Source organism: Pseudomonas sp. BW16M2, from assembly GCF_014268865.1.
In the GTDB taxonomy this organism is placed as follows: Bacteria; Pseudomonadota; Gammaproteobacteria; order Pseudomonadales; family Pseudomonadaceae; genus Aquipseudomonas; species Aquipseudomonas peradeniyensis.
The window spans coordinates 1-26,886 of record NZ_JABWRI010000048.1; the positions used below are offsets into that span (position 1 = coordinate 1).

The window sequence follows — 26,886 nt, forward strand, 5'->3', positions numbered from 1 at the left end:
TGGGGCGCAGCGCTTGACGGGCATCCATGCCCGTCACCTCCCTCCGCAAGAACTCCGCTCGGCCTCCTGAAGTCGCATTTGGTGTTGCCTGATCTACCGCGCACTTAGAAGCAAAAGCAAACAGCAACAACCAGATCGAACAACAAGAGCAAGTTACTCGTATCTCACTCGTCGGTCTCTCCGGGACTTTCATGAATTGTTAACGATCTTTTCACGCGGCCCCCTTTAGCGTCGCCTGCCAACCAATCCGGCAGGCAACCGCTCTCTGAGGCATACGTGTCCCGTACAACTCCCCCCGCCCGCAAATCCATCGACTGGCCCGGTCTCGGCTGGCTCCTGCTGTTCTTCTGGTACTTCTCCGGCATCACCCAGGCCCTGCTGTTGTTCAGCGGCACCACCGGCTTCGCCGGCTTTCGCGACGCCCTGTTCCTCAGCAGCCTGTGGCTGGCCCCAGTACTGCTGCTGCCACGCCTGACCCGCCCCCTCGCCGCCCTGATCGGGCTGGTGTTGTGGGCCAGCTCGCTGGTCGGCCTGAGCTATTTCGGCATCTACCGCCAGGAGTTCTCGCAAAGCGTCATCTTCGTGATGTTCGAGTCCAACACCGCCGAGGCCGGGGAATACTTCAGCCAGTACTTCAGCGTCTGGCTATGCCTGGGGCTGCTGCTCTACAGCGCGATCGCCGTGCTGCTGTGGCGGCGCATCCGCCCGGTCACCCTGCCGTTGTACAGCCGCCTGCCGGTGGTCGCCGTGCTACTGACGGCAACCCTGGGCTACCCGTTCTACAAGCAGATGGTCTCCCAGCAACGCAGCTTCGCCGACGCCCGGGAAAAGGTCGAGCAGCGCATGGCGGCCGCAGTGCCCTGGCAACTGGTGGTCGGCTACCGGCAGTACCGCCAGCAGCTCGACAACATGCAGGCCCTGCTGGAACAGAATGCCGCCCTGCCGCCCCTGCAGAACCTCAAGGACAACAGCGGCGTCGCGCCACGCACACTTGTACTGGTACTGGGCGAGTCCACCACCCGCGAGCACATGCACCTGTACGGCTACGACCGTGACACCACGCCGAACCTCGATGCCCTGGCCGCCCGCGACAAAGGCCTCACCGTGTTCCGCAACGTCGTCTCGCCACGCCCGTACACCATCGAAGTGATGCAGCAGATCCTCACCTTCGGCGATCAACAGCACCCTGACCGTTTCCTCACCGATCCGTCGCTGATCAACCTGATGAAACAGGCTGGCTACAAGACCTTCTGGATCACCAACCAGCAGACGATGACCAAGCGCAACACCATGCTCACCACCTTCTCGCAGCAGACGGACGTGCCGGTCTACCTGAACAACCAGCGCAACCAGAACGCCAGCCAGTACGACAGCGTGGTGCTGGAGCCTTTCGAAAAGGCCCTGCAGGACCCGGCCAGCAAGAAGCTGATCATCGTTCACCTGCTCGGCACGCACATGGATTACCGCTACCGCTATCCGGCCGGCTTCGACCACTTCAAGGACAACACCGGCGCGCCGGCGGCGCTGTCTCCCGACCAGCTACGGACCTACAACTTCTATGACAACGCCGTGCGCTACAACGATTTCGTCGTGTCCGACCTGATCAAGCGCTATTCGGCCTGCACACCGAACGGCTTCCTGCTGTACCTCTCCGACCATGGCGAGGACGTCTACAGTTCAGGCAATCATGATCGCCTCGGCCGCAACGAGGCCAACCCGACCCGGCCGATGTACACCATCCCCTTCCTGCTCTGGACCTCGCCCAGCTGGCAGGCGGCGCACCCGCGCGACCTGCAGTCGATGGTCAACCGCCCCTATAGCAGTGCACACCTGATCCACACCCTGTCCGACCTGGCGGGCCTTAGCTACGACCGCTACGAGCCGGCCAAGAGCCTGGTCAACGGAGCGTTCACCGCCAGCCCACGCTGGATCGGCGACCCGTACGCGAAAAACGGGCTGCACGCGTTCGACAACCTGCCCGGCACCCGAGTGAAGCAGGAACAGCGGACCGCCAGCAGCGGCACGGTTCGCCCTGACGAAGGCTGACAGCCCGCGACAAGGCTGCCCCTCATACCAATCCCTCCGCTTGAAGGGACACGCCCCCAAAACCGATATCTGGTCTCTCAGATATCGGTTTTTTGTTGCATCAATGATGAATAAATTTCCGCCATATTGTTTCGTACATTTCATGACAAATACAAAACGACAATATTCCACTTCAGAATGACGTCACTGCATCTCAGCAAATACTGGAAACTCAGATGAATGCGTGCGAATACCCGCTTGGGCACATGAACAAAACGACGAAATTAAACATTCCAAAATGGAATGATGTAGCAACTAATTGTCGTTTGTTGAGAACGCCTTTCAACGCCAATACTGATTTCAATCAATGCAATCGCGAGCGCCGCGGCACTGGAGAAGCCGCCGGCCGACCGGCGCCCAAACCGCGCCCGTCACCTGCAACTGGAAGTGGTCAGATCACAACAAAAACAACAACTCACCCGAATGCAGATCCAATAGGTTGCCCATGACCCATTCGAACAACAACGCAAGTTTGACTGCCGCAACCCCGCCTTCCGGACACCTCAAACGCACGCTCACCAGCCGTCACCTGAACATGATCGCCATCGGCGGCTCCATCGGCACCGGCCTGTTCGTCTCCTCCGGCGCCACCATCGCCCAGTCCGGCCCCGGCGGCGCGCTGCTGGCATTCGCGGTGATCGGCCTGATGGTCTACTTCCTGATGACCAGCCTCGGCGAAATGGCCGCATGCATACCGGTCAGCGGCTCGTTCTCCACCTATGCCTCTCGCTACGTGGAAGAAAGCTTCGGCTTCGCCCTGGGCTGGAACTACTGGTACTCCTGGGCCGTGACCATCGCCGTGGACCTGGTGGCCGTGCAGATCATCATGCTCTACTGGTTCCCGGACACCCCCGGGGTGATCTGGAGCGCGGCCTTCCTGGTACTGCTATTTGCCCTCAACGTCGCCTCGGTGCGCTTCTTCGGCGAGGCGGAATTCTGGTTCGCCCTGATCAAGGTCATCACCATCATCATCTTCATCGCCGTGGGCGTGCTGATGCTCATGGGCATCCTCGAAGGCGGCCAGGACGGCGGCGCCCACCTCTGGCAGATCGGCGACGCGCCCGTTGCCGGCGGCCTGCCGGCGCTGATCGGCGTGGCGATGATCGTCGGCTTCTCGTTCCAGGGCACCGAGTTCGTCGGCATCGCCGCTGGCGAAACAGAAAACCCGGGGCGCAACATTCCCAAGGCCGTGCGCCAGATCTTCTGGCGCATCCTGCTGTTCTACGTGCTCACCATCGTCGTGATCGGCCTGCTGATCCCCTACACCGACCCACGACTGCTCAAGGACGGCCTGTCGGACGTCACCATCAGCCCGTTCACCCTGATCTTCGCCAAGGCCGACATGCTCGCCGCCGCTGCGGTGATGAACGCGGTGATCCTGACCTCGGTGCTGTCTGCCGGCAACTCGGGCATGTACGCCTCGTCGCGCATGCTCTACAGCCTGGCGTTGGAGCGCAAGGCGCCGACCATCTTCGCCCGGGTCACCCGCAGCGGCACGCCGGTCTGGGCGCTGCTGGCCACCGCCGCGGTCGCCGGCCTGTGCCTGCTGAGCTTCCTGTTCAGCCCCGGCAAGCTCTACCTGTGGCTGCTCAACACCTCCGGCATGCTCGGCTTCATCGCCTGGCTGGGCATCGCGATCAGCCATTACCGCTTCCGCCGCGGCTACCTGTTCCACGGCAACGACCTGGCGAAACTGCCGTATGTGTCGAAGTACTTTCCGTTCGGACCGCTGTTCGCCTTCGGCCTGTGCATGGTGGTGATGCTCGGACAGAACTACCAGGCATTCATCGGCGGGCAGATCGACTGGATCGGCGCCTTCGCCACCTACGTCGGCCTGGTGCTGTTCGTAGTGGTCTGGTTCGGCCACAAGCTGGTCACAGGCTCCCGGGTGGTGCGCTACAGGGAAATGGACTTCTCCAGCATCGAGATGCGCAAGGCCGAACGCAGCAAGGCAGAGCCCGCCGGTGATGCGCTCGCGTCCAGCCAGCAGCCCGCCTGATCACTCCATTGGCGGACCCGCCCCGGTCCGCCCATCACTGCTCCGGGACCCTGATGAACAGCACCTTCGACTCCTACTACGAAGCCACCGCCAGCAGAACCTTCTATCCCGCTCAAAGCGGACGCACCGAGACCCGTGTGTGCATCCTCGGTGGCGGCCTGGCTGGCCTGTCGACCGCGATAGGGCTGGCCGAGCGCGGGGTGAGCGATGTGACGCTCCTCGAATCGCAACGCGTCGGCCATGGCGCCTCGGGACGCAACGGCGGCTTCGTCTTCGGCGGCTACAGCCTCGGCAACGCCGACCTGCTGTCGACCCTGGGCGCCAACGAGGCACGCAAGCTGTATCGACTGACCCTCGATGCCGTCAACCTGATCCGCGAACGCACCCGCCGCTACGCCATCGACTGCGACCTGGTCGACCAGGGCGTGATCCTCGCCAACTGGTTCAACGATCCGTCGCGCCTGGAGAAACCGCGCCAACTGATGAAGCAGGCCTATGGCGTCGACTGGAAGTACATCGCCCCTGGCGAGCTGAAGGAACAACTCAGGACCGAGCGTTATTACGGCGGGTTGCTGGAGCGCAACGCATTCCACTTCCACCCGCTCAAGTACGTCTGCGGCATCGCCCAGGCTGCGGCACAGGCCGGGGTGACAATCTTTGAGCAGTCGCCGGTGACCAGCATCGAGAAGAAGGCCGGCGGCTACATCGTGCGCACCGGCCAGGGCGAAGTCCATACCGAGGAGGTAGTGTTCAGCGCAGGGGGCTATGCCCGCGGCGTCTACGCCCCGATCGAACGTGCCGTGCTGCCGATCGCCACCTACGTGGTGGCCACCCCACCACTGGGCGATCGCCTGTCGGAGGCCATCAACTGCCAGTCGGCCTTCTACGACACACGCTTCGCCTTCGATTATTACCGTCCGCTGAAAGACACCCGAATCCTCTGGGGCGGACGCATCTCCATCCTCGATCGCGGGCCACAGGCCATCGCCAGGCTGCTCAAGGCCGACCTGGTGAGCGTCTACCCGCAACTCGAGGACGTGGAGCTGGAATATTCCTGGGGCGGCCTGATGAGCTATGGGCGCCACCAAATGGCGCAGATCGGCCAGGAAGCCAACGGCATCTGGCACGCGGTCGGTTTCGGTGGCCATGGCATGGCACCGACCACGGTCGCCGGCGAAGTCCTGGCGGACGCCATCGCCCGTCGCCTGCCGATACCGAGCGGTTTCAACCAGTTCGGCCTCGACCGCACCTTCGGCATGGCCGGCCTGGTGGCCGCGCAGGCCACCTACACCGCCTACCAGGCGCGGGACGCCTTTGATGCACGGCGACTGAACCGCTGACAGTGGATCTGGCCACTTTTCGACAGGCATGAAAAAGCCCGCCATGAAGGCGGGCTCTTTCGTACAGCATATGGTGGGTCGTGTAGGATTCGAACCTACGACCAATTGGTTAAAAGCCAACTGCTCTACCAACTGAGCTAACGACCCGTTGGATGGCGCGTATATTACTGATTTCTCAGAGGAAATCAACACCCCATCGCAAATTTTTTCAAAAATACCGGGTGGGGTCCTCTACGCCGGCAGCCTTGAAGCCGTCGGCCCGCAGGCGGCAGCTGTCGCACTTGCCGCAGGCACGTCCGTCGTCGTCGGCCTGGTAGCAGGAAACGGTCAGGCTGTAGTCCACACCACGGGCAATGCCCGCCTGGACGATCTGCGCCTTGCTCAGGTTCTGCAACGGCGCCTGTATGCGGAAACCCTGTCCTTCCACGCCGGCCTTGGTGGCCAGGTTGGCCATGCGTTCGAAGGCCTCGACGAATTCCGGGCGACAGTCCGGGTAGCCGGAGTAATCCACGGCGTTGACACCAATGAAGATGTCACGGGCTTCGAGCACCTCCGCCCAGCCCAAGGCCAGGGACAGGAACACGGTGTTGCGAGCCGGCACGTAGGTGACCGGAATCCCCTCGCTCGGCGCCTCGGGTACATCGATGCTGCTGTCGGTCAGGGCCGAGCCACCGATGCCGTCGAGGTTCAGGCCGATCACCTTGTGTTCGACCACGCCCAGGTCACGGGCCACCCGTGCCGCAGCGTTGAGCTCGGCGCGATGGCGCTGGCCGTAGTCGAAACTCATGGTGTAGCACTGGTAGCCGTCGGCCTTGGCCATGGCCACCACGGTGGCTGAGTCCAGGCCACCGGACAGCAGGATTACCGCGCGTTTGTCAGTCATGTCTTGCTCCTCAACGTCCGGGTTCGTCGTTCCACAGCAGCTTGTGCAGCTGCAGCTGGAAACGCACGGGCAGGTTGTCGGCGACGATCCAGTCGGCCAGGTCGGTGGCGCTCACCTGATGGTGGCTGGGCGAGAACAGCACCTCCCCGGCGCGCTCGGCCAGGTTGTACTGGATCAGCTTGGAAACCGCCCAATCGTAGTCCTCGCGGGAACAGATGACGAACTTGACCTGGTCGTTGCCGGTCAGCAGCTCGATGTTCTCGTAGCGATTGCGATGGGACTCTTCCGAGCCCGGGGTCTTGAGGTCGACCACGCGGCTAACCCGGGTGTCGACACCACTGATGTCGAGGGCGCCGCTGGTTTCCAGCGACACGTCATAACCGGCATCGCACAGACGCTGCAGCAACGGCAGCGCATTGGGCTGGGCCAACGGCTCGCCGCCAGTCACGCAGACGTAGCGCGGCTTGAAGCCGGCGACCTGCTCGAGGATCGAATCGAGCGTGCGGATGGTGCCGCCACTGAAAGCGTAGGCACTGTCGCAGTACTGGCAGCGCAGGGGGCAACCGGTCAGGCGCACGAAAACCGTGGGCAGCCCGGCCGTTCGCGTTTCACCCTGCAACGAGTAAAACACTTCGGTGATGCGTAATGTGTCTTGCATGATCGCCACGGGCGTGACAGCTAAACAGGCTGTCCGCCTCCGTCAGGCACTGTCGCGGACTCGACATGGCGTTATCCGCGGCAGCGTGTTTACGAAAAAAGGGCCGTGATTCTAACGAAAAAACCCGCGACAGGCGCGGGTTTCTTCATCAACGGGTCGCTCAGAGCTTCTGCAGGTCGCGCTGGGCCAGTTGTGCGGCAGAGGTGCCGGGGTACTGGGTGATGACCTGCTGCAGGATGCCCTTGACCTTGTCGGTGTGGCCCATACGGCGCTCGACATCGGCCAGCTTGTACAGCGAATCCGGCACCTTGCTGTGTTTCGGGTACTTCTGGCCGACTTCGGCGAACGCCTGGCTGGCACCTTGCAGGTCGCCCTTGGCCAGGTTGACCTCGCCAAGCCAGTACTGGGCATTGCCGGCGTACTGGCTGTTGGGGTACTTGCGCAGGAAGGCGTTGAAGGCCTGGCTGGCCTTGTCGAAGTCCTTCTGCTTGATTAGATCGAAAGCGGCGTCGTAATACAGCTTCTCTTTCGCCGGATCACCCGGCTCGCTGCTGGCGGCCGGTGGCTGCGCGGCGCTGGCGCCGGCAGCGGCACCCGTGGCTGCGTTGTTCGCGCCACCGGTGGAGGAATTGTCTGGAGTCGCGGCAGGCGCGGCACCGCTGCTGAGGCGGCGGTCGAGATCCTGATAGCGCTCGAGGTTTTCCTGCTTCATGCGCGACACATCGTTCTGCAACTCTTCGATGATGCCTTGCTGGCGGGAAATCTGGTCCTGCATCTGCTGCAGCTGCATGAACAGCTGGCCATTTGCAGAAGCAGGGGCCGAAGCCCCTGCTCCGGCATAGGCGCCGCTCGTGCCATAACCCGCAGGTGGATAGCCACCCGCGTTGTCATCTACTACGGGAACCGCAGCCCACGCCGAAAGGGGCAGGCTGAGTGCGAGGACGGTTACAGCACGACGGCACATACGCATAAGAACTTACTTACGCAGTTCTACGCGACGGTTCTGAGCCCAGGACTGCTCGTCGTTGCCGGTGGCAACTGGACGCTCTTCGCCGTAGGAAACCAGTTCCAGCTGAGCAGGGGAAACGCCCTGCAGAACCAGGTAGCGCTGAACGGCCTTGGCACGACGCTCACCCAGAGCCATGTTGTACTCGCGGGTGCCGCGCTCGTCGGTGTTGCCTTCCAGAACAACGCGGTTGCCGTTGGCTTTCAGGTCCTTGGCGTGAACGTCCAGGGAGCGCATGGCTTCTGGCTTCAGATCCGAGCTGTCGTATTCGAAGTAGAAGGTGGTGATTGCGCGCAGGGCGGCTTCTTCGCTCAGGGAGCCGTCAACAGCGCCAGTGTTGGCACCGTAGCCAGCGTTCGGGTCAACAGCGCCTTCACCAGCGTTGTCACCGCCCTTCGAGGAGCAACCTACAGCTACGGCCATGGCCAGAGCCAGCGCAGCGAATTTACCAAACTTCAGCATTTCCATCGTGAAACTCCTAATGAAACCCCAGTGTGTTAAGCAAAACGTGTTACGCCGCAATCAGTTCAGGTAAGGGGACCAGGACGGTTCTCTGACTTCGCCTTGAGCGGTAGGAAGTGGGAGCCTCACGCGGCCGTTAAGCGACACGAGCATCAAGACTCCCCGGCCCTGCTGGCGGGTGGCGTAGATTAGCATGGTGCCGTTTGGCGCAACAGTGGGAGACTCATCAAGACTGGTCTCGGAGAGAATCTTTACACTTCCGCGTTGCAGGTCCTGAGCGGCCACCTTGAAGTTGGTGAAGCCCTGCTGGCGATGGATCATCACCAGGGTCTTTTCGTCCGCCGACAGTTTCGGGTTGGCGTTGTAGTTGCCCACGAATGTCACGCGCTCGGCGCCACCGCCACCGACCGACTGCTTGTAGATCTGCGGCTTGCCGCCACGGTCGGAGGTGAAGTACAGGGTGTTGCCATCCTTGCCCCAGAACGGCTCGGTGTTGATGCCCGGACCTGCGGTTACGCGGGTGATCTGGCGCGAGGCCACGTTCATCACGTAGATGTCCGGGTTGCCGTCCTTGGACAGCACGAACGCCAGGCGGGTGCCGTCAGGCGACCAGGCCGGAGCGCCGTTCAGGCCCTCGAAGTTGGTGATCTGCTCGCGGCGACCGGTGTCGATGTGCTGGATGAAGATGCGCGGGCGCTTCTGCTCGAACGAGACATAGGCGATGCGCTTGCCATCCGGCGCGAAACGCGGCGACAGGATCGGTTCACGCGACTGCAACAGGGTCACTGCACGGGCACCGTCGTAGTCCGAACGCTGCAGGGTGTAGCGGGTGTTGTTGGTCGAGAAACGCTCGGCAGTCACGTACAGCATGCGGGTGGAGAACGCACCCTTGATGCCGGTGAGTTTCTCGAACGACTGGTCGGCGATGTAGTGGGCCATGTCGCGCAGCTGGTCGACGCCGCCGGCAACGCTGCCGGTCAGCACTTGCTGCTCGGTGGCGACGTTGAACAGCGCATAGCTCACCTGCAGGCGGCCACCGGCCGGCACGATGCTGCCGACCATGACGTACTGGGCGCCCAGGGCTTTCCAGTCACGGAAGATCACTTCGCTGGCCTGGGTCGGCAGGCTGATCATGTTCTGCCGCGGAATCGGCCCGTAGTAGCCGGAGTTGCGCAGGTCGTTGCTGATGATGTCAGCCATGTCTTCGGGCAGCACGCTGCCGCCCTGCACGCCGAACGGCACTACCGCAATGGGAGTTGCCCGGTCGCTACCGCTGGTGACCAGGATGTTCTTTTCTTCTGCCATGGCCATGCCTGCCACGCAGCAGAGCAAGACCAGGAGTCCTCTCAGACGTTTAATCACAACGCTAGATCCTCAGGTGTAAATGTCATCTTGAATGAACGATACGGATTGAAATCGCTCGGCTTCAAGCCCTGCATCTCGGTCAACCGACCAATGTTCTTCACCGCGGCCACGGCCGAGCTGTCGAACGGACCGTCGCCGCTGGACTTGGCCACACTCACGTTGGTGATGGTGCCGTCCGGCAGCATGTTGATCTGCAGAACTACCGTCATGCCCTTGCGCGCAGATGGCGGACGCGCCCAACCTTCGGCCGCGCGCATACGGATCAGGTCGTCGAAGTCGCCGGCCACCTGGTCACCTTGCTCGTCGGCCAGCGCCTGCTGCCGCTCGGTGGTGTCGGACAACAGCTCGGCGAGCGCCTGGGCCTTCTTGTCTTCCGCCGCCTTGCGGGCCGCTTCCTGTGCCTTTTTCTTCTGGGCGTCTGCCGCGGCCTTTTTCTTGGCCTCTTCAGCTGCCTTCTTCTTCGCGTCCTCGGCCGCCGCTTTCTTCTTGGCGTCCTCGGCTGCTTTTTTCTTCGCGTCTTCGGCGGCTTTCTTCTTCGCCTCTTCCGCAGCTTCTTTCTTGGCTTCTTCCTCGGCCTGTTTCTTGGCCTCTTCCTCAGCCTTCTTCTTGGCGATGTCGGCCTGTTGCTTTTCAGCGGCCTTCTTCGCTTCCTCGGCTTTCTTGGCCTCGGCAGCCTTCTTCTGCTCGGTGGCCTTGGCGGCCTCCTCAGCCTTCTTCGCCTCGGCGGCCTCGCGAGCCTCCTCGGCCTTTTGAGCGGCGTCGGCTTTCTTTTGTTCCGCGGCCTTCACGGCCTCCTGCTCGACCTTCTTCTGCTCCAGCTGCTCGACCTCGGTCTGGCGCGAAGCAGTCTTCTTCGCCTCCCCGGCAATCTTCTGATTGGTCTGGGTGGTCGCCTGGCTCTTGGACTTGAGCTGGTAGAGCGTGGCCTGGACGATGGGCTTGGACGGCGGCAGCTCGGGGGTCATGGCAAAGCTGACGAACAGCATGCCGAACACCAGCACATGCAGGCCGATGGCCCAGACACTGGGCCAGAAGTAGCTTTCCGAGGCGGATGGCTCTCGCTGCTGCATCAGGGCGCCTCGGTAATCAGGCCAACGTTACCGACACCGGCCTTCTGCAACCCGCCCATGGCGCCCATGACCGCGCCGTAGTCGACGGCCTTGTCGCCACGGATGAAGACCTGGGTCTGTTTGCCCTGGTCACGGCCGGCGGCGATGATCTTGGTCACCGCACCGGTCATTTCCGGTAAGGTCATGGCCTTGTCCATCTGCTTGTCGGTGTCGACTTCGCTGCCAAGGTTCCAGTAGTAAGTCTTGTCGGCCTTGATCGAGATGGTCAGGACCTGGACGTTGTTGTCCTGCGGCAGGGCTTCGCTGGAAACCTTGGGCAGGTCCACCTTCACGCCCTGGTTGAGCATGGGGGCGGTCACCATGAAGATGACCAGCAGCACCAGCATCACGTCGATGTAGGGCACCACGTTCATCTCGGCGACCGGCTTGCGTTTGTGGCGAACTCGGGCCATGGGTTTCTACCTGATCACTCTTCGCTGGTGTGTACTTTGCGGTGCAGGATCGCCTGGAACTCGTCGGCGAAGGTGTAGTAGCGGCCAATCAGCACTTCACTGCGCGCGGCAAAACGGTTGTAGGCGATAACGGCCGGGATCGCGGCGAACAGGCCGATCGCGGTGGCGATCAGGGCCTCGGCGATACCGGGAGCCACGGTGGCCAGGGTCGCCTGCTGGGCGCTGGCCAGGCCACGGAACGAGTTCATGATGCCCCACACGGTACCGAACAGGCCGATGTACGGGCTGGTGGAACCGACGGTCGCCAGGAACGGCAGGCTCTGCTCGAGCTTTTCTTCCTCGCGGGAAATGGCCACGCGCATGGCACGACCGACACCTTCCATGACCGCATCAGGGTCAACGCCCGGCTGCTGGCGCAGACGCGAGAATTCCTTGAAGCCGGCGCGGAACACCTGCTCGACACCCGAGTCCGGATCGGGGTTGCTGCCCGCCTGGCGGTACAGCTTGGACAGGTCGATGCCCGACCAGAAGCGCTCTTCGAAAGCGTCCAGTGCACGACGACCGGCGCGCAGCATGGTGCTGCGCTGGAAGATCATGATCCAAGAGGTCACCGAGGCTGCCACGAGGGTCAGCATTACCAGCTGAACCACGACACTGGCATTGGCGACCAGGCTCCACATGGAGGTATGGTCGACGACGTTTGCTTCCACGCTTATTCTCCTGCGTTCGATTGAGTACCCGCGCTGTCCGCCAGGAATGCGTCGCGCAGTTCTGGGGGAATGGCCCGGGGTTTGAAAGTGTCGGCGCGCACGGCGGCCACCAGGAACTGCCCCTCGCAGAGCAGCACTTCATCCTGTGTTCGCCACACCTGCTGCACGAAGCGCAGGCTGGCACGATTCAATTCAAGCACTTGCGCGGTCACCCGCAGCTCATCGTCCAGGCGGGCCGGCGCGTGATAGCGCGCCTCGCTGGAATGGACCACGAACAACAGGTTGTCCTGCGCCAGCTGGGCCTGGGAGAACCCCAGGTGCCGCAGCCGCTCGGTGCGGGCGCGCTCCATGAACTTGAGGTAGTTGACGTAATACACCACGCCACCGGCGTCGGTATCCTCGTAATAGACGCGACAGCGGTGTGCGAACGGCTCCAGCCCATTTTGCGCGCGCATACTCTAGTGGTTACTCCTGAACTTGCCAATCCGCCGCGGTAACTGTTTTTTCATCAATAATGTCCTATTGCCAGCGAGCCTGCGGCATGCCAGCGCTAGGACCACGAAAAACCCGATTCGATCTGTCATTCGTCGTCCTGGGCGGCATATTCGCCACCTTCGCAGAAACGCCCGGGGATGTTCAGGCCAAAATGCAGGTAGGCGTGCCGGGTCACCACGCGGCCTCGCGGGGTACGCATGATGTAGCCCTGCTGGATCAGATACGGCTCGAGCACGTCCTCGATGGTGTGGCGCTCCTCGCCGATCGCCGCGGCAATGTTGTCGAGCCCCACCGGACCGCCGTCGAACTTCTCGATCATGGTCAGCAGCAGACGCCGGTCGGAGTGATCGAAGCCACGCTCGTCGACATCCAGCAGGTTCAGCGCCATGTCCGCGACGGCCTTGGTGATCTCGCCCTTGCCACGCACTTCGGCAAAGTCGCGCACCCGCCGCAGCAGGCGGTTGGCGATCCGCGGCGTGCCCCGTGCCCGACGGGCGATCTCGAAGGCGCCCTTGTCGTCCATCGGCAGCCCAAGAATACCGGCCGAACGGCTGACGATGGTGGCCAGGTCCTTGTTGCTGTAGAACTCCAGGCGCTGGACGATGCCGAAACGGTCACGCAGCGGATTGGTCAGCATGCCGGCGCGGGTGGTAGCGCCAACCAGGGTGAACGGCGGCAAGTCGAGCTTGATCGAGCGCGCGGCCGGCCCTTCGCCGATCATGATGTCCAGCTGGAAGTCTTCCATCGCTGGGTACAGCACCTCCTCGACCACCGGCGACAACCGATGGATCTCGTCGATGAACAGCACGTCATGGGGCTCGAGGTTGGTCAGCATCGCCGCGAGGTCGCCCGGGCGCTCGAGAATCGGGCCCGAGGTGCTCTTGACCGACACGCCCATTTCCTGGGCGATGATGTTGGCCAGGGTGGTCTTGCCCAGGCCCGGCGGGCCGAAGATCAGGGTATGGTCGAGGGACTCGTTGCGCCCGCGCGCGGCCTGGATGAACAGCGCCATCTGCTCGCGCACCACCGGCTGGCCGATGTACTCGTCCAGGCGCAGCGGGCGGATCGCGCGATCCTGGACTTCTTCACGGTCGCGGCCACTGGCGGCGATCAGGCGGTCGGTCTCGATCACTTGGTAATCATCCCCTTAAGGCTGCGACGAATCAGCTCCTCACTGCTGAGGCCCGCCTTGTCCTTGATCGCGGCAATCGCCTTGCTCGCTTCCTGTGGCTTGTAGCCCAGGGAGACCAGGGCACTGACCGCGTCGGCCTCGGCCGAGGACTCACTGGCGACCGGCAATGGGCCGTCGGAGACCAGGGTGAACATCGCCGGGGAGGTTTCCCATGCCTTGAAGCGGTCCTTGAGTTCGACCAGCAGGCGTTCGGCGGTTTTCTTGCCGACGCCGGGCACGCGTACCAGGACCGAAGCATCCTGGGCCTGCACGCAGCGCACCAGTTCGTCCACTTCCAGGCCGGACATCAGCGCCAGTGCCAGCTTCGGCCCCACGCCGTTCAGGCGGATCAGCTCGCGGAACAGCTCGCGCTCGCGTTTTTCCGCGAAACCATAGAGCAGATGGGCATCTTCGCGCACCACCAGGTGGGTATGCACGGTCACTGGCTCGCCGACCTTGGGCAGGCGATACAGGGTGGTCATCGGCACTTCCAGCTCGTAGCCCACGCCGTTGACGTCGATAATCAGGTGCGGCGGCTGTTTTTCCGCCAGGGTGCCACGCAAACGTCCAATCACGTTCCGATCCTTCCTCTCGGGTGCCGGTCGAAAACCGGTCCACCCTATCAGCAAATGCGCCGGGAGCGCGCGTCACCCGGACAAAATGTGTATCAGCGCATGAAGCGGTTACAGACGCAAGCGTCCGCCGCGCCGCCGCGCCGTCGCCAGCCCATGGGGAATCAGGCTGGAGCGGGTATGGGCATGGCACAGGGCGATTGCCAGGGCGTCGGAGGCGTCGATCTGCGGCTTCTGGGTCAGCTTGAGCAGGTGCATGACCATCATCATCACCTGCTCTTTATTGGCCCCGCCGGTGCCGGCCACGGCCTGCTTGACCTGGCTGGCGCTGTACTCGGCGATCTCCAGGCCCGCCTCGGCCGCAGCAACGATGGCCGCGCCCCGGGCCTGGCCCAGCTTGAGCGCCGAATCGGCGTTGCGCGCCATGAACACGCGCTCGATGCCCATGGTCACCGGACCATGCTCGCGGATGATCTCGCTCACCCCGCGAAAGACGATCTGCAGACGTTCGGGCAGCTCGCCGCCACCGGTGCGGATACAGCCCGAGGCCACATACTCGCAACCACGGGCGGTCTGGCGGACCACGCCGAAGCCGGTGATGCGCGAGCCGGGGTCGATACCAAGAATCAGAGTCATAGCGTGTGCAGTCAGTCGTCGATGCATAAGGTTTTGCTGGACGCAATCGCGGGGCAAGCCCGCTCCCACGCCAGCGTTTGCCGGCCTCGTGGGAGCGGGCTTGCCCCGCGATTGCGTCTGTACAGGCGCACGGATAGCCGAAAGCTTATCAGCCCAGCGTTTCCATGATCTCATCGGAGATCTGCGCATTGGAGTAGACGTTCTGCACGTCGTCCAGGTCCTCGAGCATGTCGATCAGCTTGAGCACCTTCTCCGCGCCGTCCTTGTCCAGCTCGGCACTGGTGGTCGGCTGCATCACGATCTCGGCGTCCGAGGCCTTGAAGCCGGCCTCTTCGAGCGCATTGCGCACGGCATAGAAACTGTTGAACGAGGTGAACACCTCGAAGGAGCCATCGTCGTTGGCCACCACGTCGTCGGCGTCGGCCTCCATCGCGGCTTCCATCAGCGCGTCCTCGTCGACCGCAAGCTCGGCGGCGAAGCTGATCTGCCCCTTGCGCTCGAACAGGTAGGCCACCGAGCCGTCGGTGCCCAGGTTGCCACCGCATTTGGTGAAGGCATGGCGCACGGCGGCGGCGGTACGGTTGCGGTTGTCGGTCATGGCCTCGACCATGATCGCCACGCCGCCCGGGCCGTAGCCCTCGTAGCTCAGCTCTTCGACGTTGTCGCTTTCGTTGGTGCCGGCACCACGAGCCACGGCGCGATCGATGATGTCGCGGCTCATGTTGGCACCCAGGGCCTTGTCCAGCGCTAGGCGCAGGCGCGGGTTGGAGGCCGGGTCAGGGCCGCCCTGCTTGGCCGCGACGGTCAGTTCGCGGATCCACTTGGTGAAGACCTTGCCTCTCTTGGCATCCTGGCGCTCTTTGCGGTGCTTGATGTTCGCCCACTTGGAATGACCAGCCATAACGACTCCGAATCCTTGAAACAGAAACAGGTTCCGCCCCGAAGGGCGGAACGTGAAGAATCCTGCGCATCAAGCGCGGGGGCACCCCGTGACCGAGGCGCCCCGGTCGATCACTCGACCTTGGTCTGCTCGCGCAGACGGATGTGCAGCTCACGCAGGGCCTTGGCGTCGACCAGGCCAGGGGCCTGGGTCATGACGCACGCGGCGCTCTGGGTTTTCGGGAAGGCGATCACTTCACGGATCGACTGGGCGCCGGTCATCAGCATGACCAGGCGATCCAGGCCGAAGGCCAGGCCACCGTGCGGCGGTGCGCCGAACTTCAGGGCGTCGAGCAGGAAGCCGAACTTCTCTTCCTGTTCTGCCGCTTCGATGCCCAGCAGACGGAAGACCGCTTGCTGCATCTCTTTACGGTGGATACGGATCGAACCGCCACCCAGCTCGGTGCCGTTCAGGACCATGTCGTAGGCACGCGACAGCGCGGTGGCCGGGTTGGCCTCCAGCTCTTCGGGGGTGCACTTCGGCGCGGTGAACGGGTGGTGCAGCGCGGTGAAGCTGCCGTCTTCGTTCTCTTCGAACATCGGGAAGTCGACGACCCACATCGGCGCCCACTCGCAGGTCAGCAGCTCGAAGTCGTGGCCCAGGCGGATACGCAGCGCGCCCAGGGCCTCGCTGACGATCTTGAACTTGTCGGCACCGAAGAACACGATGTCGCCATCCACGGCGCCTACGCGGTCGAGGATGTTGTTGAGGTTGGCCTCGGGGATGTTCTTGACGATCGGCGACTGCAGACCCTCGACACCCTTGGCGCGCTCGTTGACCTTGATGTAGGCCAGGCCCTTGGCACCGTAGATGCCGACGAACTTGGTGTACTCGTCGATCTTGCTGCGCGGCATGCTGGCGCCGCCCGGCAGGCGCAGGGCCGTGACGCGGCACTTCGGATCGTTGGCGGGACCGGCGAAGACCTTGAAGTCGACATCCTTCAGCTGGTCGGCGACGTCGACCAGCTCCAGCGGAATACGCAGGTCCGGCTTGTCGGAACCGTAGCGGCGCATGGCTTCTTCGAAAGTCATGTGCGGGAATTCACCGAACTCCAGGTCCAGCACTTCCTTGAACAGCTTGCGGATCATGCTTTCGGTCAGGCCCATGATCTCGGACTCGTCGAGGAAGCTGGTCTCGATGTCGATCTGGGTGAATTCCGGCTGGCGGTCAGCGCGCAGGTCTTCGTCACGGAAGCACTTGGCGATCTGGTAGTAGCGGTCGAAGCCGGCGACCATCAGCAGCTGCTTGAACAGCTGCGGCGACTGCGGCAGGGCAAAGAAGCTGCCGGCGTGGGTGCGACTCGGCACCAGGTAGTCACGGGCACCCTCAGGGGTGGCACGGGTCAGGATCGGCGTTTCGACATCGAGGAAGCCGTTCTCGTCGAGGAAGCGACGGATGCTGCTGGTGATGCGCGAACGCAGGCGCAGCTTGTCGGCCATTTCCGGACGGCGCAGGTCGATGAAGCGGTAGCGCAGGCGGGTCTCCTCGCCGACGTCGGAATATTCGTTCAGCGGGAACGGTGGGGTTTCCGCTTCGTTGAGCACGTTCAGCTGGTAGCCGAGGATCTCGATGGCACCGGAGGCCATGTTGGCGTTCACCGCGCCTTCAGGGCGCTTGCGCACCTTGCCGGTGATCTGCACGACATATTCGCTGCGCACGCGGTCGGCGGCGGCGAAGGTTTCGGCGCGATCCGGGTCGAATACGACCTGGGCCATGCCTTCGCGGTCACGGATGTCGAGGAAAATCACCCCGCCGTGGTCGCGACGACGATGGACCCAGCCGCAAAGGGTGACTTCCTGGCCGTCCAGGGACTCGTTCAGTTGGCCGCAATAATGGCTGCGCATCATGATCGTGGTTTCGCTTCTCGTGATTCGTGTGTTCGGTGGAGGTCTTGACCGCCCAAGGGGCTAATACTGCAAGACCTGGCGGATGCAATTCAACTCAGTCGGCCTTGTCGCCGCCTGCCAGATTCTTTTTCGCCCCGGTCTTGAAGTCGGTCTCGTACCAGCCGTTGCCACTCAGGCGAAAGCCGGGGACCGACAGCAGCTTTTTCAATGCCGGCGCCTGGCACGCCGGGCAATCGGTCAGCGGCGCGGCACTGATCTTCTGCAACACCTCCATTTGGTGTTCGCAGGATGCACATTGATAGTCGTACAGGGGCATGGGTGTCTCTCGTCAACCACATCGCACGCTGCCCAAGGCAGCAAAGAGCGGGATTATATATGGTAAAGGAGAGCAGTGCAGCCCGGCGATCAGTGCGTGTCTCGCGCTTCCTGCAACCAGGCGACGCAGATCACCCTGACCAGGCCGCTGAAATTCCTCACCCCGCCATGGCGCAGGTGCACCTCGCGATCCACATAGGACAACACGGCGCTCACCGAACAGCGGTTGGCCTGGGCGATGCGCTCCAGGATACGCCAGTACACCACCTCCAGGCGCAGGCAGGTGGCAAAGCCGTTGAGCCGCACCGAGCGCGACACGGGTCCGGCCTGGGTCATGTCGAAATCCCGCCTGAAAGGGTCGAGACGCGGGTTGCCGCCCCCCTGCCTTGCATTACTGTCGATACCACGCATCGGATCGCCCATCGCACCGCTCCATCGTCACGAAACCACACCCCGTTCGTCAGCCGAACAGGTCCATGACCGTCATGAAGCGCCACCGACCAGGCCGATAGCAGCGGCAAAGCCTTCCCCGCAAACGCGCGGACCCGATACCGCTGACGGTATCGGGCCCGGTTTCACTGGGTCGAACGACAAGCAACCGGCAATCAGTTCCCGTCGAGCAGGACCCGCAGCATCCACGCCGTTTTCTCGTGGACCTGCATGCGTTGGGTCAGCAAGTCGGCAGTCGGCTCATCACTGACCTTGTCCACCACCGGGAAGATGCTGCGCGCGGTGCGCACCACCGCCTCCTGCCCCTGCACCAGTTGGCGGATCATTTCCTCGGCGGGCGGCACCCCCTCCTCTTCCTTGATGGAGGAGTGGCGGGCATAGAAGGCGTAGGAACCCGGTGCCGGGAAGCCCAGGGCACGAATGCGCTCGGCAATCGAATCGACCGCCAGGGCCAGCTCGTTGTATTGCTCCTCGAACATCAGGTGCAGGGTGCGGAACGACGGACCGGTGACGTTCCAATGGAAGTTATGGGTTTTCAGATACAGTACATAGGTATCCGACAACAGGCGGGACAACCCATCGACGATGGACTTGCGATCTTCTTCACTGATACCGATATCGATTGCCATGAAGCTCCCCTTTCCATAAGGCTTGATCATCAAGCGGGCAGCAAACACTCTAACAAGAGTTGCCGCCCGGCGCATGCGGCACAGGGCCGCCCGCGCCAGCCGGTTTGAGAAGCCTGCGTCTTTGCTGTTAAATAGGCAGTGTGCCACCCGTGCGGATTGTCAATGCCGGGTGCATAGGCTGGCCCGCCACGTTTTCGCGCCTACCGTTCCCGCGCACCGTGCGACCAGCTCATCCTGTGATCGGCCTTATCAATGTGAGCCAAACCAATGTTCAAGATCGTCCATCTGGTGACGGGCCTGGCGGCGTTGCTGCTATCGCTCATACCCAGCCTGAAAGCTGACGCAACACCCTTCCTGCAACAACCCGAGGCCGTCTACCTGGCGCTGCTCGGGCTGCTCAACCTGGTCATTGCCCCGGTACTGCCGCAGTACTACAAAGGCCTGCGCCAGCAATTGCAACACGCCGCCAGCCTGCTGCTGGTGCTGGCCGTGGTGCTACAGACCGTGACCCTGCTGGCCCGCCCGGAGCTGGGCAACCTGGCAGCCCTGGCCTGTGCTGTCCTGGCCTGCGCGCTGCACCTGATTGCCGGCTTCGTTCGCGGCACGCGAAAGGCCCGCTCCAGCCAAGGCACCTCGCATGACGTCGGCAATCGCGATACCGGCACCGTGAAGTGGTTCAACACCTCCAAGGGCTTCGGCTTCATCTCCCGCGATTCCGGTGACGATATCTTCGTGCACTTTCGCGCCATCCGCGGCGAGGGCCACCGAGTGCTGGTCGAAGGCCAGCGCGTGGAGTTCTCGGTGATGCACCGCGACAAGGGCCTGCAGGCCGAAGACGTGGTCGCCGTCGCGCGCCGCTGACCCTTTGCCGCCGCCGTACTCAATAATGAGGCGGCGGCGCTTCCTCTCCCCCGCCGCCCTGCTGGCCGGCCATCTCCTCGTAGCGCTTGATCAGCTCCGCCATCTGCAATTGCAAGCGTTCGATCACTCGACTCTGCTCGACAATCACATCATTGAGCGCCTGCAAGCTGTCGTCCTGGAACGCCTGACGGGTCTCCAGCTCGACCATGCGCATTTCCAGCCCCTGCGACATCCTCAAGCCTCCTTGAAGCTTTCACCCAGCAGCGCACGCACTTGCTGGCGAATACCATCGATCTGTTCCTGGGTGTAGCCGATGGCCGGCACCCTGCCCCAGACCGGGGCAGGCCAGGCAGCATCGCCCTGGCGACGCACGATCACGTGCATGTGCAACTGGCTGACCACGTTACCCAGGGCCGCGACATTCATCTTGTCGGCGGCGAAAGCATCCTTCAGCGCCTCGGCCAGGGCGGTGGTCTCGACCCACAGTTGCTGCTGGTCGGCCTCCTCGAGCTCGAACACTTCGGTGATATCGGCGCGACGCGGCACCAGGATGAACCAGGGGTAGTTGGCATCCTTGCTCAGCAGCAGGCGGCACAGCGGCAGGTCGCCCAACACCAGGGAATCCTCCTGCAGACGCGAATCGAGGGTGAACACGGCAAACCTCCTTACAAGCGATACAGCCCTCCCGAGCGGTCGGGCACAGGCGCGCAAGGATACTCCGCTTCGACCGCTGCCACACCCGTCGACGTCGATCCTGGGCATTTGTGGCACGCGAATGACAACATCAACGCCCCGCTTCGGTAACACTGCGCTACTTTTCGCACCAAAATGATGCCGCTCGTCAGACCTTCGCCACACATCCTTCACATAAAACAGCCAGGATAAACAATCGGCGGTAACACCTTGACTTGGAAGGCAGCTTCCCAAGCAAACACAAGGAAGGATCGCGACCCGCCGACGAGCTGGTCGCGCCCCGTGTTTGCGGAGGTTTTCCAGCCCCGCTCGAGGCAAATGTGAAAATTTCATCAAGCGTTCGTGATTTTGAGCACGCTTGTTGCATTCGTTTCATGCCAAGTCGGCACGACCCCTGCATTGCAGGGTGAACGCGACAAATAACAACAGCGGCATCGGATAAACCAGGGAGTTTCACAAGCCGTACTTTGTATTTATACAAATATGACGGTTTCGAGACAGCGCTGGAGTTGTACGCCCTTATATGACAGGCGTGATTTGCGACATGGAGACAACCAACAGCGACATGGCCATAAAGTTACCGAAAGGTTGTTTCTGCCCATATCGCCAAGAATAGTCCGCGTGATATACATTTTCGCCGACATAACAAGAAAGAGCCGGCCCCATAACTAAAATACCCGGGTGCGGCGGTACTCTTCCTAAAAACCAAAGGAGCAAATCACGATGCGCGTGATGAAGTGGAGCATGATCGCCCTGGCCGTAGCGGCAGGGACTTCGCAACTGGCTGTCGCCTCCTCGCAGGATGAATCGAAAGGTTTCGTCGAAGACAGCAAGCTGAATGTCAAGATGCGTAACCTGTACTTCAGCCGTGACTATCGCAACACTGAGTCGAACGCCAACAGGCTGGCCAACGTGCGGCACGACCAGCGTGAATGGGGCCAAGGCTTCATCGGCACCTTCGAGTCGGGCTTCACCCAAGGCACCGTCGGCGTCGGCGTTGACGCCATCGGCCTGCTCGGCCTCAAACTTGACAGCGGTCGCGGTTACTCGGGCACCGGCCTGTTCCCTACCGGCGAAGACCGTCGCTCTCAGGACGATTACTCCAAGGGCGGCGTCGCCGTCAAATTCCGCATCTCCGATACCGTGCTGAAAGTCGGCGACCAGTTCACCGCGCTGCCGGTCTTCGCCACCGACGACAGCCGCCTGCTGCCTGAAACCGCAGAAGGCGCATTGCTGACCAGCAACGAGATCAAGGGCCTGACCCTGCACGCCGGCCGATTCACCAGCATGACCGCCCAGTCCGAGACTGACCGCGACAGTATCAGTGACGGCCTCGGCCGCCGCGGCTTGAAAGAAGCTGACGTATTCGGTGGCTCCTACGCCTTCACCGACAGCCTGTCGACCAGCCTCTACTACTCCAAGGTCGAGGACTACTGGCGCAAATACTACGCCAACGTCAACTGGGCACTGCCGATCTCGGACAAGCAAGGCCTGGTCTTTGATTTCAACATCTATGACACCAAGGGCGAAGGCGACAACCTGTACCGCGCCGCCGCCGATGGCGACAAGCTCGACAACCGCGCCTACAGCTTCTCCGGCGCCTACAACATCGGCGCCCACACCTTCACCCTGGCCTACCAGAAAGTCACCGGTGACGGCGAATACGCGTACGGCATCGATGGTGGCGGCAGTATCTTCCTGGCCAACTCGGTCGCACGCTCCGACTTCAACGCCGAAGGCGAGAAATCCTGGCAAGTCCGCTACGACCTGAACTTCGCCGAATTCGGCGTGCCAGGCCTGACCTTCATGACCCGCTACGTCCGAGGCACCGGCGCCCACACTGCCGACACCAACGACGGCAAGGAATGGGAACGCGACGTGGACGTCAAGTACGTCCTGCAGGAAGGTCCTGCCAAGGACCTGAGCTTCCGTGTCCGCCAGGCCACCTATCGCTCCTCCGACGCGGTCTACTCCAACTCGCTGGACGAACTGCGCCTGATCGTCGAGTACCCGCTGAGCATCCTGTAAGCCCGCGCTTGCATTGCTCTGCAAATGAAGAAGCCCGGCAATCGCCGGGCTTTTTCCTGGCTGACAGAAAAGCCTGACTGCTGCATTCTGTACGCTTTCGTTTCGCCCCCGTACAATGCGGGGTCATTTCACATTCAGGCAATCGACACGGCCCACCATGCGCACCAGTCAATATTTGCTCGCCACCCAGAAAGAAACCCCGGCCGATGCAGTGGTCATCAGCCACCAGCTCATGCTGCGTGCCGGCATGATCCGCAAACTGGCCTCCGGCCTGTACACCTGGCTGCCGATGGGCCTGCGGGTGATGCGCAAGGTCGAAGCCGTGGTCCGCGAGGAAATGAACGCCGCCGGTGCCCTCGAAGTGCTGATGCCGAGCATCCAGCCGGCTGAACTGTGGCAGGAATCCGGTCGCTGGGAGCAGTACGGCCCCGAGCTGCTGCGCCTGAAGGACCGCCACCAGCGCGACTTCTGCGTCGGCCCGACCCATGAAGAGGTCATCACCGACCTGGCGCGCAACGAGCTGTCCAGCTACAAGCAGCTGCCGCTGAACATGTACCAGATCCAGACCAAGTTCCGTGACGAGATCCGTCCGCGCTTCGGCCTGATGCGCGGCCGCGAGTTCATCATGAAGGACGCCTACTCCTTCCATGCCGACCAGGCTTCCCTGCAGGAAACCTACGACCGCATGCACCTGGCGTACTCCAACATCTTTACCCGCCTGGGCCTGGACTTCCGTCCGGTGCAGGCCGACACCGGCTCCATCGGTGGCAGCTACTCCCACGAGTTCCACGTGCTCGCCTCCTCCGGCGAGGACGACGTGATCTTCAGCGACACCTCCGACTACGCCGCCAACATCGAGAAGGCCGAGGCCATCCCGCGTGAAACCGTGCGCCCGGCCCCGGCCGAAGAGCTGCGCCTGGTCGACACCCCGAACGCCAAGACCATCGCCGAACTGGTGGAAAACTTCGGCCTGGCGATCGAGAAGACCGTCAAGACCCTGATCGTCCACGGCGCCGAGGAAGGCAAGCTGGTTGCCCTGATCGTCCGAGGCGATCACGAACTCAACGAGATCAAGGCCGCCAAACTCGAACAGGTCGCCGATCCGCTGGTAATGGCTTCCGACGCCGAACTGCGCGCCGCCATCGGTGCCGGCGCGGGCTCGCTCGGCCCGCTGAACCTGCCGCTGGAGTGCATCATCGACCGCTCGGTCGCCCTGATGAGCGACTTCGGCATCGGCGCCAACATCGACGACAAGCACTACTTCGGCGTCAACTGGGAGCGCGACCTGCCGGTTCCACAGGTCGCCGACCTGCGCAACGTGGTCGAGGGCGATCCGAGCCCGGACGGCCAAGGCACCCTGGTGATCAAGCGCGGCATCGAAGTCGGCCACATCTTCCAGCTCGGCACCAAGTACAGCGAGGCGCTCAAGTGCCAGGTGCTGGGTGAGAACGGCAAGCCTGTGGTGCTGTCCATGGGCTGCTACGGCATCGGCGTGTCCCGCGTGGTCGCTGCCGCCATCGAGCAAAGCTATGACGAAAAAGGCATCATCTGGAACGACGCCCTGGCACCGTTCCAGATCGCCCTGGTACCGCTGCGCTACGAGACCGATGTGGTCCGCGAAGCCACCGACAAGCTGTATGCCGAACTGACCGCCGCCGGCTTCGAAGTGCTGCTGGACGACCGCGACAAGAAGACCAGCCCCGGCATCAAGTTCGCCGACATGGAGCTGATCGGCATTCCGCACCGCATCGTCGTCAGCGACCGTGGCCTGGCCGACGGCAACCTGGAATACAAGCACCGCACCGAATCGGAGGCCCAGGCACTGCCGCTCGCGGACGTGCTGACCTTCCTGCAGGCCCGCATCCGCCGCTGATAACCCGTTACGCGAGTGATCATGTCCAAGCGAAGTACCTACACCCTGGGGGGCGCCGCACTGTGCGGTGCCCTGCTCCTCAGCGGCTGCGCCAACCAGATGTCCCAGCGCAGCGACCACGAGGAGCGCGTCGAGCGCAAGCTGCTCGAGCACAGTCTGCAGATCGATGTCGGCGAGCCGAAGGTGATGGAGCTTCCGCAACGACGTGTGCGCATCCATGAGCTCAAGCGCTTCGAGGTCACCGAGTTCGAGGTGACCCGCCGCTACGACCGCTACACCCCCTACCAACCCTGGCGGGAGATCTACGAGATCCCGCTTGGCGCGGTAGCGGTGGTGGCCGGTATCGGCGCCAACGTGGTCAACGTGTTCGCCCTGGGCAACCTGCCGGACAGCGTCACCCACGACTGGCTCAGCTATGGCGTGGCGGGCGTCAACCCGTTCATGAACGTGCCGTCCAACGGTCGCGCCCAGCAGAACCTGGCCGGTATCGACGAGGTTGAGAAGGGCAAGCGCGAGGAGTCCATCAGCCTGCCGTGGAACGAGCGCCTGGTCGAGGTCAAAGCCGGCAAGATGACCCACGAGCTGACTACCGACAAGAACGGTGTGCTGCGCCTGAACCTGCTCGACAGCCCGTTCGCCGAGCAGAACCTCAACCATATCGGCACCCTGCACCTGCAGGTGGCCGACGAGGACAACCAGGTGCGCGGCGATGCCAGCCTGCTGGTCAGCGGCAACCTGCGCGGCAAGCTGCTCGAGGCTCACGAGCTGATCTTCGATGACCTCGAGGATGATGATGTCGGCCAGTGGGTGCATCGGGTCAAGCGCCTGTCGGAGCTGGGCCTGGAAGAAGAAGCCAGTGAACTGGAGCAGAGCCTGATCGAGCTGACCCGCAACGATCCGGAACTGCAACAGGAATTCCTGCAGACGCTGACCAAGGCCACCGGGCGCCTGGTAGCCGATCCAGGCGTGCAGTAAATCGAAAAGGGGCCGCTTCGTGGCCCCTCTTTTATTTATCCTCGAACAACTCCAACTGCTCATGCGCTCCGCGCAGATCGCGCAGCCTCACCCCCACACCCAACAACCGCACCGGCTTGCCGCCCCGGGCAAACGCCTGGCTGAGCAACTGCCGGTAACTCTCCAGATCCCTACCCGCCCCCGCCTGCTCCATCGTGGTCTGGCTGAAGTCATGGAACTTGACCTTGACGAAGGGCTTGTCGGGCCGATAGCTGCTGTCCATTCGCGCTATCCGCTCGTTCAGGCTGGCCAACAGCTCCGGCAGTTTTTCCAGGCAGCTGTTCAGGTCGGGCAGGTCATGGTCGTAGGTGTTCTCGACGCTGACCGACTGTCGCCGGCTGTCGTTCTGTACCGCCCGCTCGTCAATCCCCCGCGCCAGCCCCCACAGGCGCTCGCCAAAACTGCCGAACTCGCGAACCAGCGCCAGCCGCGACCAGTCGCGCAGCGACAGGCAGGTATCGATCCCCAGCCGCGAGAGCTTGTCCGCCGTCACCTTGCCGACTCCGTGCAAGCGCGCCACCGGCAGGTTCGCAACGAATTCCTCCACCTGATCCGGAGTGATGACGAACAAACCGTTGGGCTTGCGCCAGTCACTGGCGATCTTGGCCAGGAACTTGTTCGGCGCCACCCCGGCGGACACCGTGATGTGCAGTTGCTGGGCCACCCGCCGACGAATGTCCTCGGCAATGCGCGTGGCACTGCCGGCAAACCACTGGCTGTCGCTGACATCCAGATAGGCCTCGTCCAGCGACAAGGGCTCGATCAACTCGGTGTAGTCGCGAAAGATCGTATGGATCTCCCGCGACGCCTCGCGGTAGGCCTCGAAGCGCGGCTTGACGATCTCCAGGTCCGGACACAGCTTCAGGGCATGCCCGGACGCCATCGCCGAACGAACCCCGTAGGCGCGCGCCTCATAGTTGCAGGTGGCGATCACCCCGCGCTGCCCCGGCTGCCCGCCCACCGCCATGGGGCGACCGACCAGGCGCGGGTCGTCACGCATCTCGATGGCGGCGTAGAAACAGTCACAATCAATGTGGATGATCTTGCGCAGGGACATGGACGACAGCCACTACTGTAAATTCATACAGATAGTATCCCATGCCCCCGCCACGAAACAGCCTGTGCGGGATGATCGGCCTGCAAACCCCGTCACGACTGAGCCGCGTGCCGATCTGAGACGCTAAGGGTTTGAACAAAAAAGGATTTTTTTGAATTAATGCTTGACACCGAAAAGGAAATCCGTAGAATTCGTTCTCACAGGCGCGGGATGGAGCAGCCTGGTAGCTCGTCGGGCTCATAACCCGAAGGTCGTCGGTTCAAATCCGGCTCCCG

Annotated in this window: 27 protein-coding genes and 1 tRNA gene; 7 read left to right on the forward strand and 21 right to left on the reverse strand. The window is 62.7% G+C overall.

Annotated features, from left to right (window positions below; all coding sequences use genetic code 11):
* Window positions 1-276: 276 nt before the first annotated feature.
* The 3 genes from HU735_RS25890 (at window position 277) to HU735_RS25900 (ending at window position 5,424) form a co-directional block, all read left to right on the forward strand.
* Window positions 277-2,046 (forward strand): phosphoethanolamine transferase CptA, encoded by a 1,770-nt coding sequence (locus HU735_RS25890; protein WP_186716284.1) that lies wholly within the window; start codon window positions 277-279, stop codon window positions 2,044-2,046.
* A 484-nt stretch (window positions 2,047-2,530) separates the two neighbouring features.
* Window positions 2,531-4,084, forward strand: a complete 1,554-nt coding sequence (locus HU735_RS25895; protein WP_186716286.1) for an amino acid permease — start codon at window positions 2,531-2,533, stop codon at window positions 4,082-4,084.
* 53 nt (window positions 4,085-4,137) lie between these two features.
* Entirely contained in the window at window positions 4,138-5,424 is a 1,287-nt protein-coding gene (locus tag HU735_RS25900) for an FAD-binding oxidoreductase (RefSeq protein WP_186716288.1), read from the forward strand.
* Between the two features lie 71 nt (window positions 5,425-5,495).
* Here HU735_RS25900 and HU735_RS25905 read toward each other — a convergent pair.
* From HU735_RS25905 to HU735_RS25990, 18 genes are all read right to left on the reverse strand, one after another.
* Window positions 5,496-5,571: transfer RNA gene (locus HU735_RS25905), tRNA-Lys, on the reverse strand.
* A 61-nt stretch (window positions 5,572-5,632) separates the two neighbouring features.
* On the reverse strand, window positions 5,633-6,307 hold the full coding sequence (queC, locus tag HU735_RS25910) for a 7-cyano-7-deazaguanine synthase QueC (protein ID WP_050704481.1): 675 nt from the start codon (window positions 6,305-6,307) through the stop codon (window positions 5,633-5,635).
* 10 nt (window positions 6,308-6,317) lie between these two features.
* On the reverse strand, window positions 6,318-6,965 hold the full coding sequence (queE, locus tag HU735_RS25915; RefSeq protein WP_050704519.1) for a 7-carboxy-7-deazaguanine synthase QueE: 648 nt from the start codon (window positions 6,963-6,965) through the stop codon (window positions 6,318-6,320).
* Window positions 6,966-7,125: 160 nt separating this feature from the next.
* Window positions 7,126-7,935 carry a tol-pal system protein YbgF gene (gene ybgF, locus HU735_RS25920; protein ID WP_050704480.1) on the reverse strand — a complete coding sequence of 270 codons (810 nt, stop codon included), beginning with the start codon at window positions 7,933-7,935 and terminating at the stop codon, window positions 7,126-7,128.
* Window positions 7,936-7,941: 6 nt separating this feature from the next.
* Window positions 7,942-8,439, reverse strand: coding sequence for a peptidoglycan-associated lipoprotein Pal (pal, locus tag HU735_RS25925; RefSeq protein ID WP_028690581.1), 498 nt, complete (start codon window positions 8,437-8,439; stop codon window positions 7,942-7,944).
* 54 nt (window positions 8,440-8,493) lie between these two features.
* Window positions 8,494-9,744 (reverse strand): Tol-Pal system beta propeller repeat protein TolB, encoded by a 1,251-nt coding sequence (gene tolB / locus HU735_RS25930; protein WP_189657181.1) that lies wholly within the window; start codon window positions 9,742-9,744, stop codon window positions 8,494-8,496.
* A 47-nt stretch (window positions 9,745-9,791) separates the two neighbouring features.
* Window positions 9,792-10,868, reverse strand: coding sequence for a cell envelope integrity protein TolA (gene tolA, locus HU735_RS25935; protein ID WP_186716293.1), 1,077 nt, complete (start codon window positions 10,866-10,868; stop codon window positions 9,792-9,794).
* Complete coding sequence (gene tolR / locus HU735_RS25940; RefSeq protein WP_011535155.1) at window positions 10,868-11,320, reverse strand: protein TolR; 453 nt, start codon at window positions 11,318-11,320, stop codon at window positions 10,868-10,870. The genes tolA and tolR overlap by 1 nt, the downstream gene beginning before the upstream one ends.
* Window positions 11,321-11,334: 14 nt before the next feature.
* On the reverse strand, window positions 11,335-12,030 hold the full coding sequence (tolQ, locus tag HU735_RS25945) for a protein TolQ (protein WP_023628695.1): 696 nt from the start codon (window positions 12,028-12,030) through the stop codon (window positions 11,335-11,337).
* Between the two features lie 2 nt (window positions 12,031-12,032).
* Window positions 12,033-12,485 (reverse strand): tol-pal system-associated acyl-CoA thioesterase, encoded by a 453-nt coding sequence (gene ybgC / locus HU735_RS25950; RefSeq protein WP_186716295.1) that lies wholly within the window; start codon window positions 12,483-12,485, stop codon window positions 12,033-12,035.
* Window positions 12,486-12,610: 125 nt separating this feature from the next.
* Window positions 12,611-13,657, reverse strand: coding sequence for a Holliday junction branch migration DNA helicase RuvB (gene ruvB / locus HU735_RS25955; RefSeq protein WP_011535158.1), 1,047 nt, complete (start codon window positions 13,655-13,657; stop codon window positions 12,611-12,613).
* Window positions 13,654-14,271, reverse strand: a complete 618-nt coding sequence (gene ruvA / locus HU735_RS25960) for a Holliday junction branch migration protein RuvA (RefSeq protein WP_027919956.1) — start codon at window positions 14,269-14,271, stop codon at window positions 13,654-13,656. Before ruvA ends, ruvB begins: the two co-directional genes overlap by 4 nt.
* Before the next feature lie 108 nt (window positions 14,272-14,379).
* Window positions 14,380-14,904, reverse strand: a complete 525-nt coding sequence (gene ruvC, locus HU735_RS25965) for a crossover junction endodeoxyribonuclease RuvC (protein ID WP_050704476.1) — start codon at window positions 14,902-14,904, stop codon at window positions 14,380-14,382.
* A gap of 148 nt (window positions 14,905-15,052) precedes the next feature.
* A complete protein-coding gene (locus HU735_RS25970) occupies window positions 15,053-15,805 on the reverse strand; it encodes a YebC/PmpR family DNA-binding transcriptional regulator (protein WP_062574893.1) in 753 nt (250 codons plus the stop codon).
* Window positions 15,806-15,915: 110 nt separating this feature from the next.
* Complete coding sequence (gene aspS, locus HU735_RS25975) at window positions 15,916-17,691, reverse strand: aspartate--tRNA ligase (RefSeq protein ID WP_186716297.1); 1,776 nt, start codon at window positions 17,689-17,691, stop codon at window positions 15,916-15,918.
* A gap of 94 nt (window positions 17,692-17,785) precedes the next feature.
* The gene (locus HU735_RS25980; protein ID WP_050704473.1) at window positions 17,786-18,007 is read right to left on the reverse strand and encodes a zinc ribbon domain-containing protein; all 222 of its coding nucleotides are present in this window, start codon (window positions 18,005-18,007) and stop codon (window positions 17,786-17,788) included.
* 89 nt (window positions 18,008-18,096) lie between these two features.
* Window positions 18,097-18,417, reverse strand: a complete 321-nt coding sequence (locus tag HU735_RS25985) for a ribbon-helix-helix domain-containing protein (RefSeq protein ID WP_186716309.1) — start codon at window positions 18,415-18,417, stop codon at window positions 18,097-18,099.
* A gap of 194 nt (window positions 18,418-18,611) precedes the next feature.
* Window positions 18,612-19,085, reverse strand: a complete 474-nt coding sequence (locus HU735_RS25990; protein WP_028690591.1) for a Dps family protein — start codon at window positions 19,083-19,085, stop codon at window positions 18,612-18,614.
* Window positions 19,086-19,352: 267 nt separating this feature from the next.
* On the opposite strand from HU735_RS25990, the gene HU735_RS27345 reads away from it, so the two are divergent.
* Window positions 19,353-19,946: a cold-shock protein gene (locus HU735_RS27345; protein WP_186716299.1), complete on the forward strand. Its 594-nt coding sequence runs from the start codon at window positions 19,353-19,355 to the stop codon at window positions 19,944-19,946.
* Between the two features lie 19 nt (window positions 19,947-19,965).
* On the opposite strand, the gene HU735_RS26000 is transcribed toward HU735_RS27345, so the two are convergent.
* Together HU735_RS26000 and HU735_RS26005 are read right to left on the reverse strand one after the other, a co-directional pair.
* The gene (locus HU735_RS26000; protein ID WP_238349903.1) at window positions 19,966-20,178 is read right to left on the reverse strand and encodes a SlyX family protein; all 213 of its coding nucleotides are present in this window, start codon (window positions 20,176-20,178) and stop codon (window positions 19,966-19,968) included.
* 2 nt (window positions 20,179-20,180) lie between these two features.
* Complete coding sequence (locus HU735_RS26005) at window positions 20,181-20,600, reverse strand: HIT domain-containing protein (RefSeq protein ID WP_186716301.1); 420 nt, start codon at window positions 20,598-20,600, stop codon at window positions 20,181-20,183.
* A 762-nt stretch (window positions 20,601-21,362) separates the two neighbouring features.
* On the opposite strand from HU735_RS26005, the gene HU735_RS26010 reads away from it, so the two are divergent.
* The 3 genes from HU735_RS26010 to HU735_RS26020 all read left to right on the forward strand — a co-directional run bounded on the left by HU735_RS26010 (window position 21,363) and on the right by HU735_RS26020 (window position 25,515).
* Window positions 21,363-22,667 carry an OprD family porin gene (locus HU735_RS26010; RefSeq protein ID WP_186716303.1) on the forward strand — a complete coding sequence of 435 codons (1,305 nt, stop codon included), beginning with the start codon at window positions 21,363-21,365 and terminating at the stop codon, window positions 22,665-22,667.
* A 157-nt stretch (window positions 22,668-22,824) separates the two neighbouring features.
* Window positions 22,825-24,540, forward strand: coding sequence for a proline--tRNA ligase (locus HU735_RS26015; protein ID WP_186716305.1), 1,716 nt, complete (start codon window positions 22,825-22,827; stop codon window positions 24,538-24,540).
* A gap of 21 nt (window positions 24,541-24,561) precedes the next feature.
* Window positions 24,562-25,515: a hypothetical protein gene (locus HU735_RS26020; RefSeq protein ID WP_186716307.1), complete on the forward strand. Its 954-nt coding sequence runs from the start codon at window positions 24,562-24,564 to the stop codon at window positions 25,513-25,515.
* Between the two features lie 31 nt (window positions 25,516-25,546).
* Here the strand turns inward: HU735_RS26020 and dinB are convergent, their stop codons facing one another.
* Window positions 25,547-26,605, reverse strand: a complete 1,059-nt coding sequence (dinB, locus tag HU735_RS26025; protein ID WP_162232951.1) for a DNA polymerase IV — start codon at window positions 26,603-26,605, stop codon at window positions 25,547-25,549.
* Window positions 26,606-26,886 lie beyond the last annotated feature (281 nt).

Excerpts from the sequence above, each read along its gene's own strand:
- HU735_RS25895 (WP_186716286.1), top strand. The coding sequence starts at position 2,531 with ATGACCCATTCGAACAACAACGCAAGTTTGACTGCCGCAACCCCGCCT.
- HU735_RS25900 (WP_186716288.1), top strand. The coding sequence starts at position 4,138 with ATGAACAGCACCTTCGACTCCTACTACGAAGCCACCGCCAGCAGAACC.
- queC (WP_050704481.1), bottom strand. The coding sequence starts at position 6,307 with ATGACTGACAAACGCGCGGTAATCCTGCTGTCCGGTGGCCTGGACTCA.
- queE (WP_050704519.1), bottom strand. The coding sequence starts at position 6,965 with ATGCAAGACACATTACGCATCACCGAAGTGTTTTACTCGTTGCAGGGT.
- ybgF (WP_050704480.1), bottom strand. The coding sequence starts at position 7,935 with ATGCGTATGTGCCGTCGTGCTGTAACCGTCCTCGCACTCAGCCTGCCC.
- pal (WP_028690581.1), bottom strand. The coding sequence starts at position 8,439 with ATGGAAATGCTGAAGTTTGGTAAATTCGCTGCGCTGGCTCTGGCCATG.
- tolB (WP_189657181.1), bottom strand. The coding sequence starts at position 9,744 with ATGGCCATGGCAGAAGAAAAGAACATCCTGGTCACCAGCGGTAGCGAC.
- tolA (WP_186716293.1), bottom strand. The coding sequence starts at position 10,868 with ATGCAGCAGCGAGAGCCATCCGCCTCGGAAAGCTACTTCTGGCCCAGT.
- tolR (WP_011535155.1), bottom strand. The coding sequence starts at position 11,320 with ATGGCCCGAGTTCGCCACAAACGCAAGCCGGTCGCCGAGATGAACGTG.
- ybgC (WP_186716295.1), bottom strand. The coding sequence starts at position 12,485 with ATGCGCGCGCAAAATGGGCTGGAGCCGTTCGCACACCGCTGTCGCGTC.
- ruvC (WP_050704476.1), bottom strand. The coding sequence starts at position 14,904 with ATGACTCTGATTCTTGGTATCGACCCCGGCTCGCGCATCACCGGCTTC.
- HU735_RS25970 (WP_062574893.1), bottom strand. The coding sequence starts at position 15,805 with ATGGCTGGTCATTCCAAGTGGGCGAACATCAAGCACCGCAAAGAGCGC.
- aspS (WP_186716297.1), bottom strand. The coding sequence starts at position 17,691 with ATGATGCGCAGCCATTATTGCGGCCAACTGAACGAGTCCCTGGACGGC.
- HU735_RS25980 (WP_050704473.1), bottom strand. The coding sequence starts at position 18,007 with ATGCCCCTGTACGACTATCAATGTGCATCCTGCGAACACCAAATGGAG.
- HU735_RS25985 (WP_186716309.1), bottom strand. The coding sequence starts at position 18,417 with ATGCGTGGTATCGACAGTAATGCAAGGCAGGGGGGCGGCAACCCGCGT.
- HU735_RS25990 (WP_028690591.1), bottom strand. The coding sequence starts at position 19,085 with ATGGCAATCGATATCGGTATCAGTGAAGAAGATCGCAAGTCCATCGTC.
- HU735_RS27345 (WP_186716299.1), top strand. The coding sequence starts at position 19,353 with ATGTTCAAGATCGTCCATCTGGTGACGGGCCTGGCGGCGTTGCTGCTA.
- HU735_RS26000 (WP_238349903.1), bottom strand. The coding sequence starts at position 20,178 with ATGTCGCAGGGGCTGGAAATGCGCATGGTCGAGCTGGAGACCCGTCAG.
- HU735_RS26010 (WP_186716303.1), top strand. The coding sequence starts at position 21,363 with ATGCGCGTGATGAAGTGGAGCATGATCGCCCTGGCCGTAGCGGCAGGG.
- HU735_RS26015 (WP_186716305.1), top strand. The coding sequence starts at position 22,825 with ATGCGCACCAGTCAATATTTGCTCGCCACCCAGAAAGAAACCCCGGCC.
- HU735_RS26020 (WP_186716307.1), top strand. The coding sequence starts at position 24,562 with ATGTCCAAGCGAAGTACCTACACCCTGGGGGGCGCCGCACTGTGCGGT.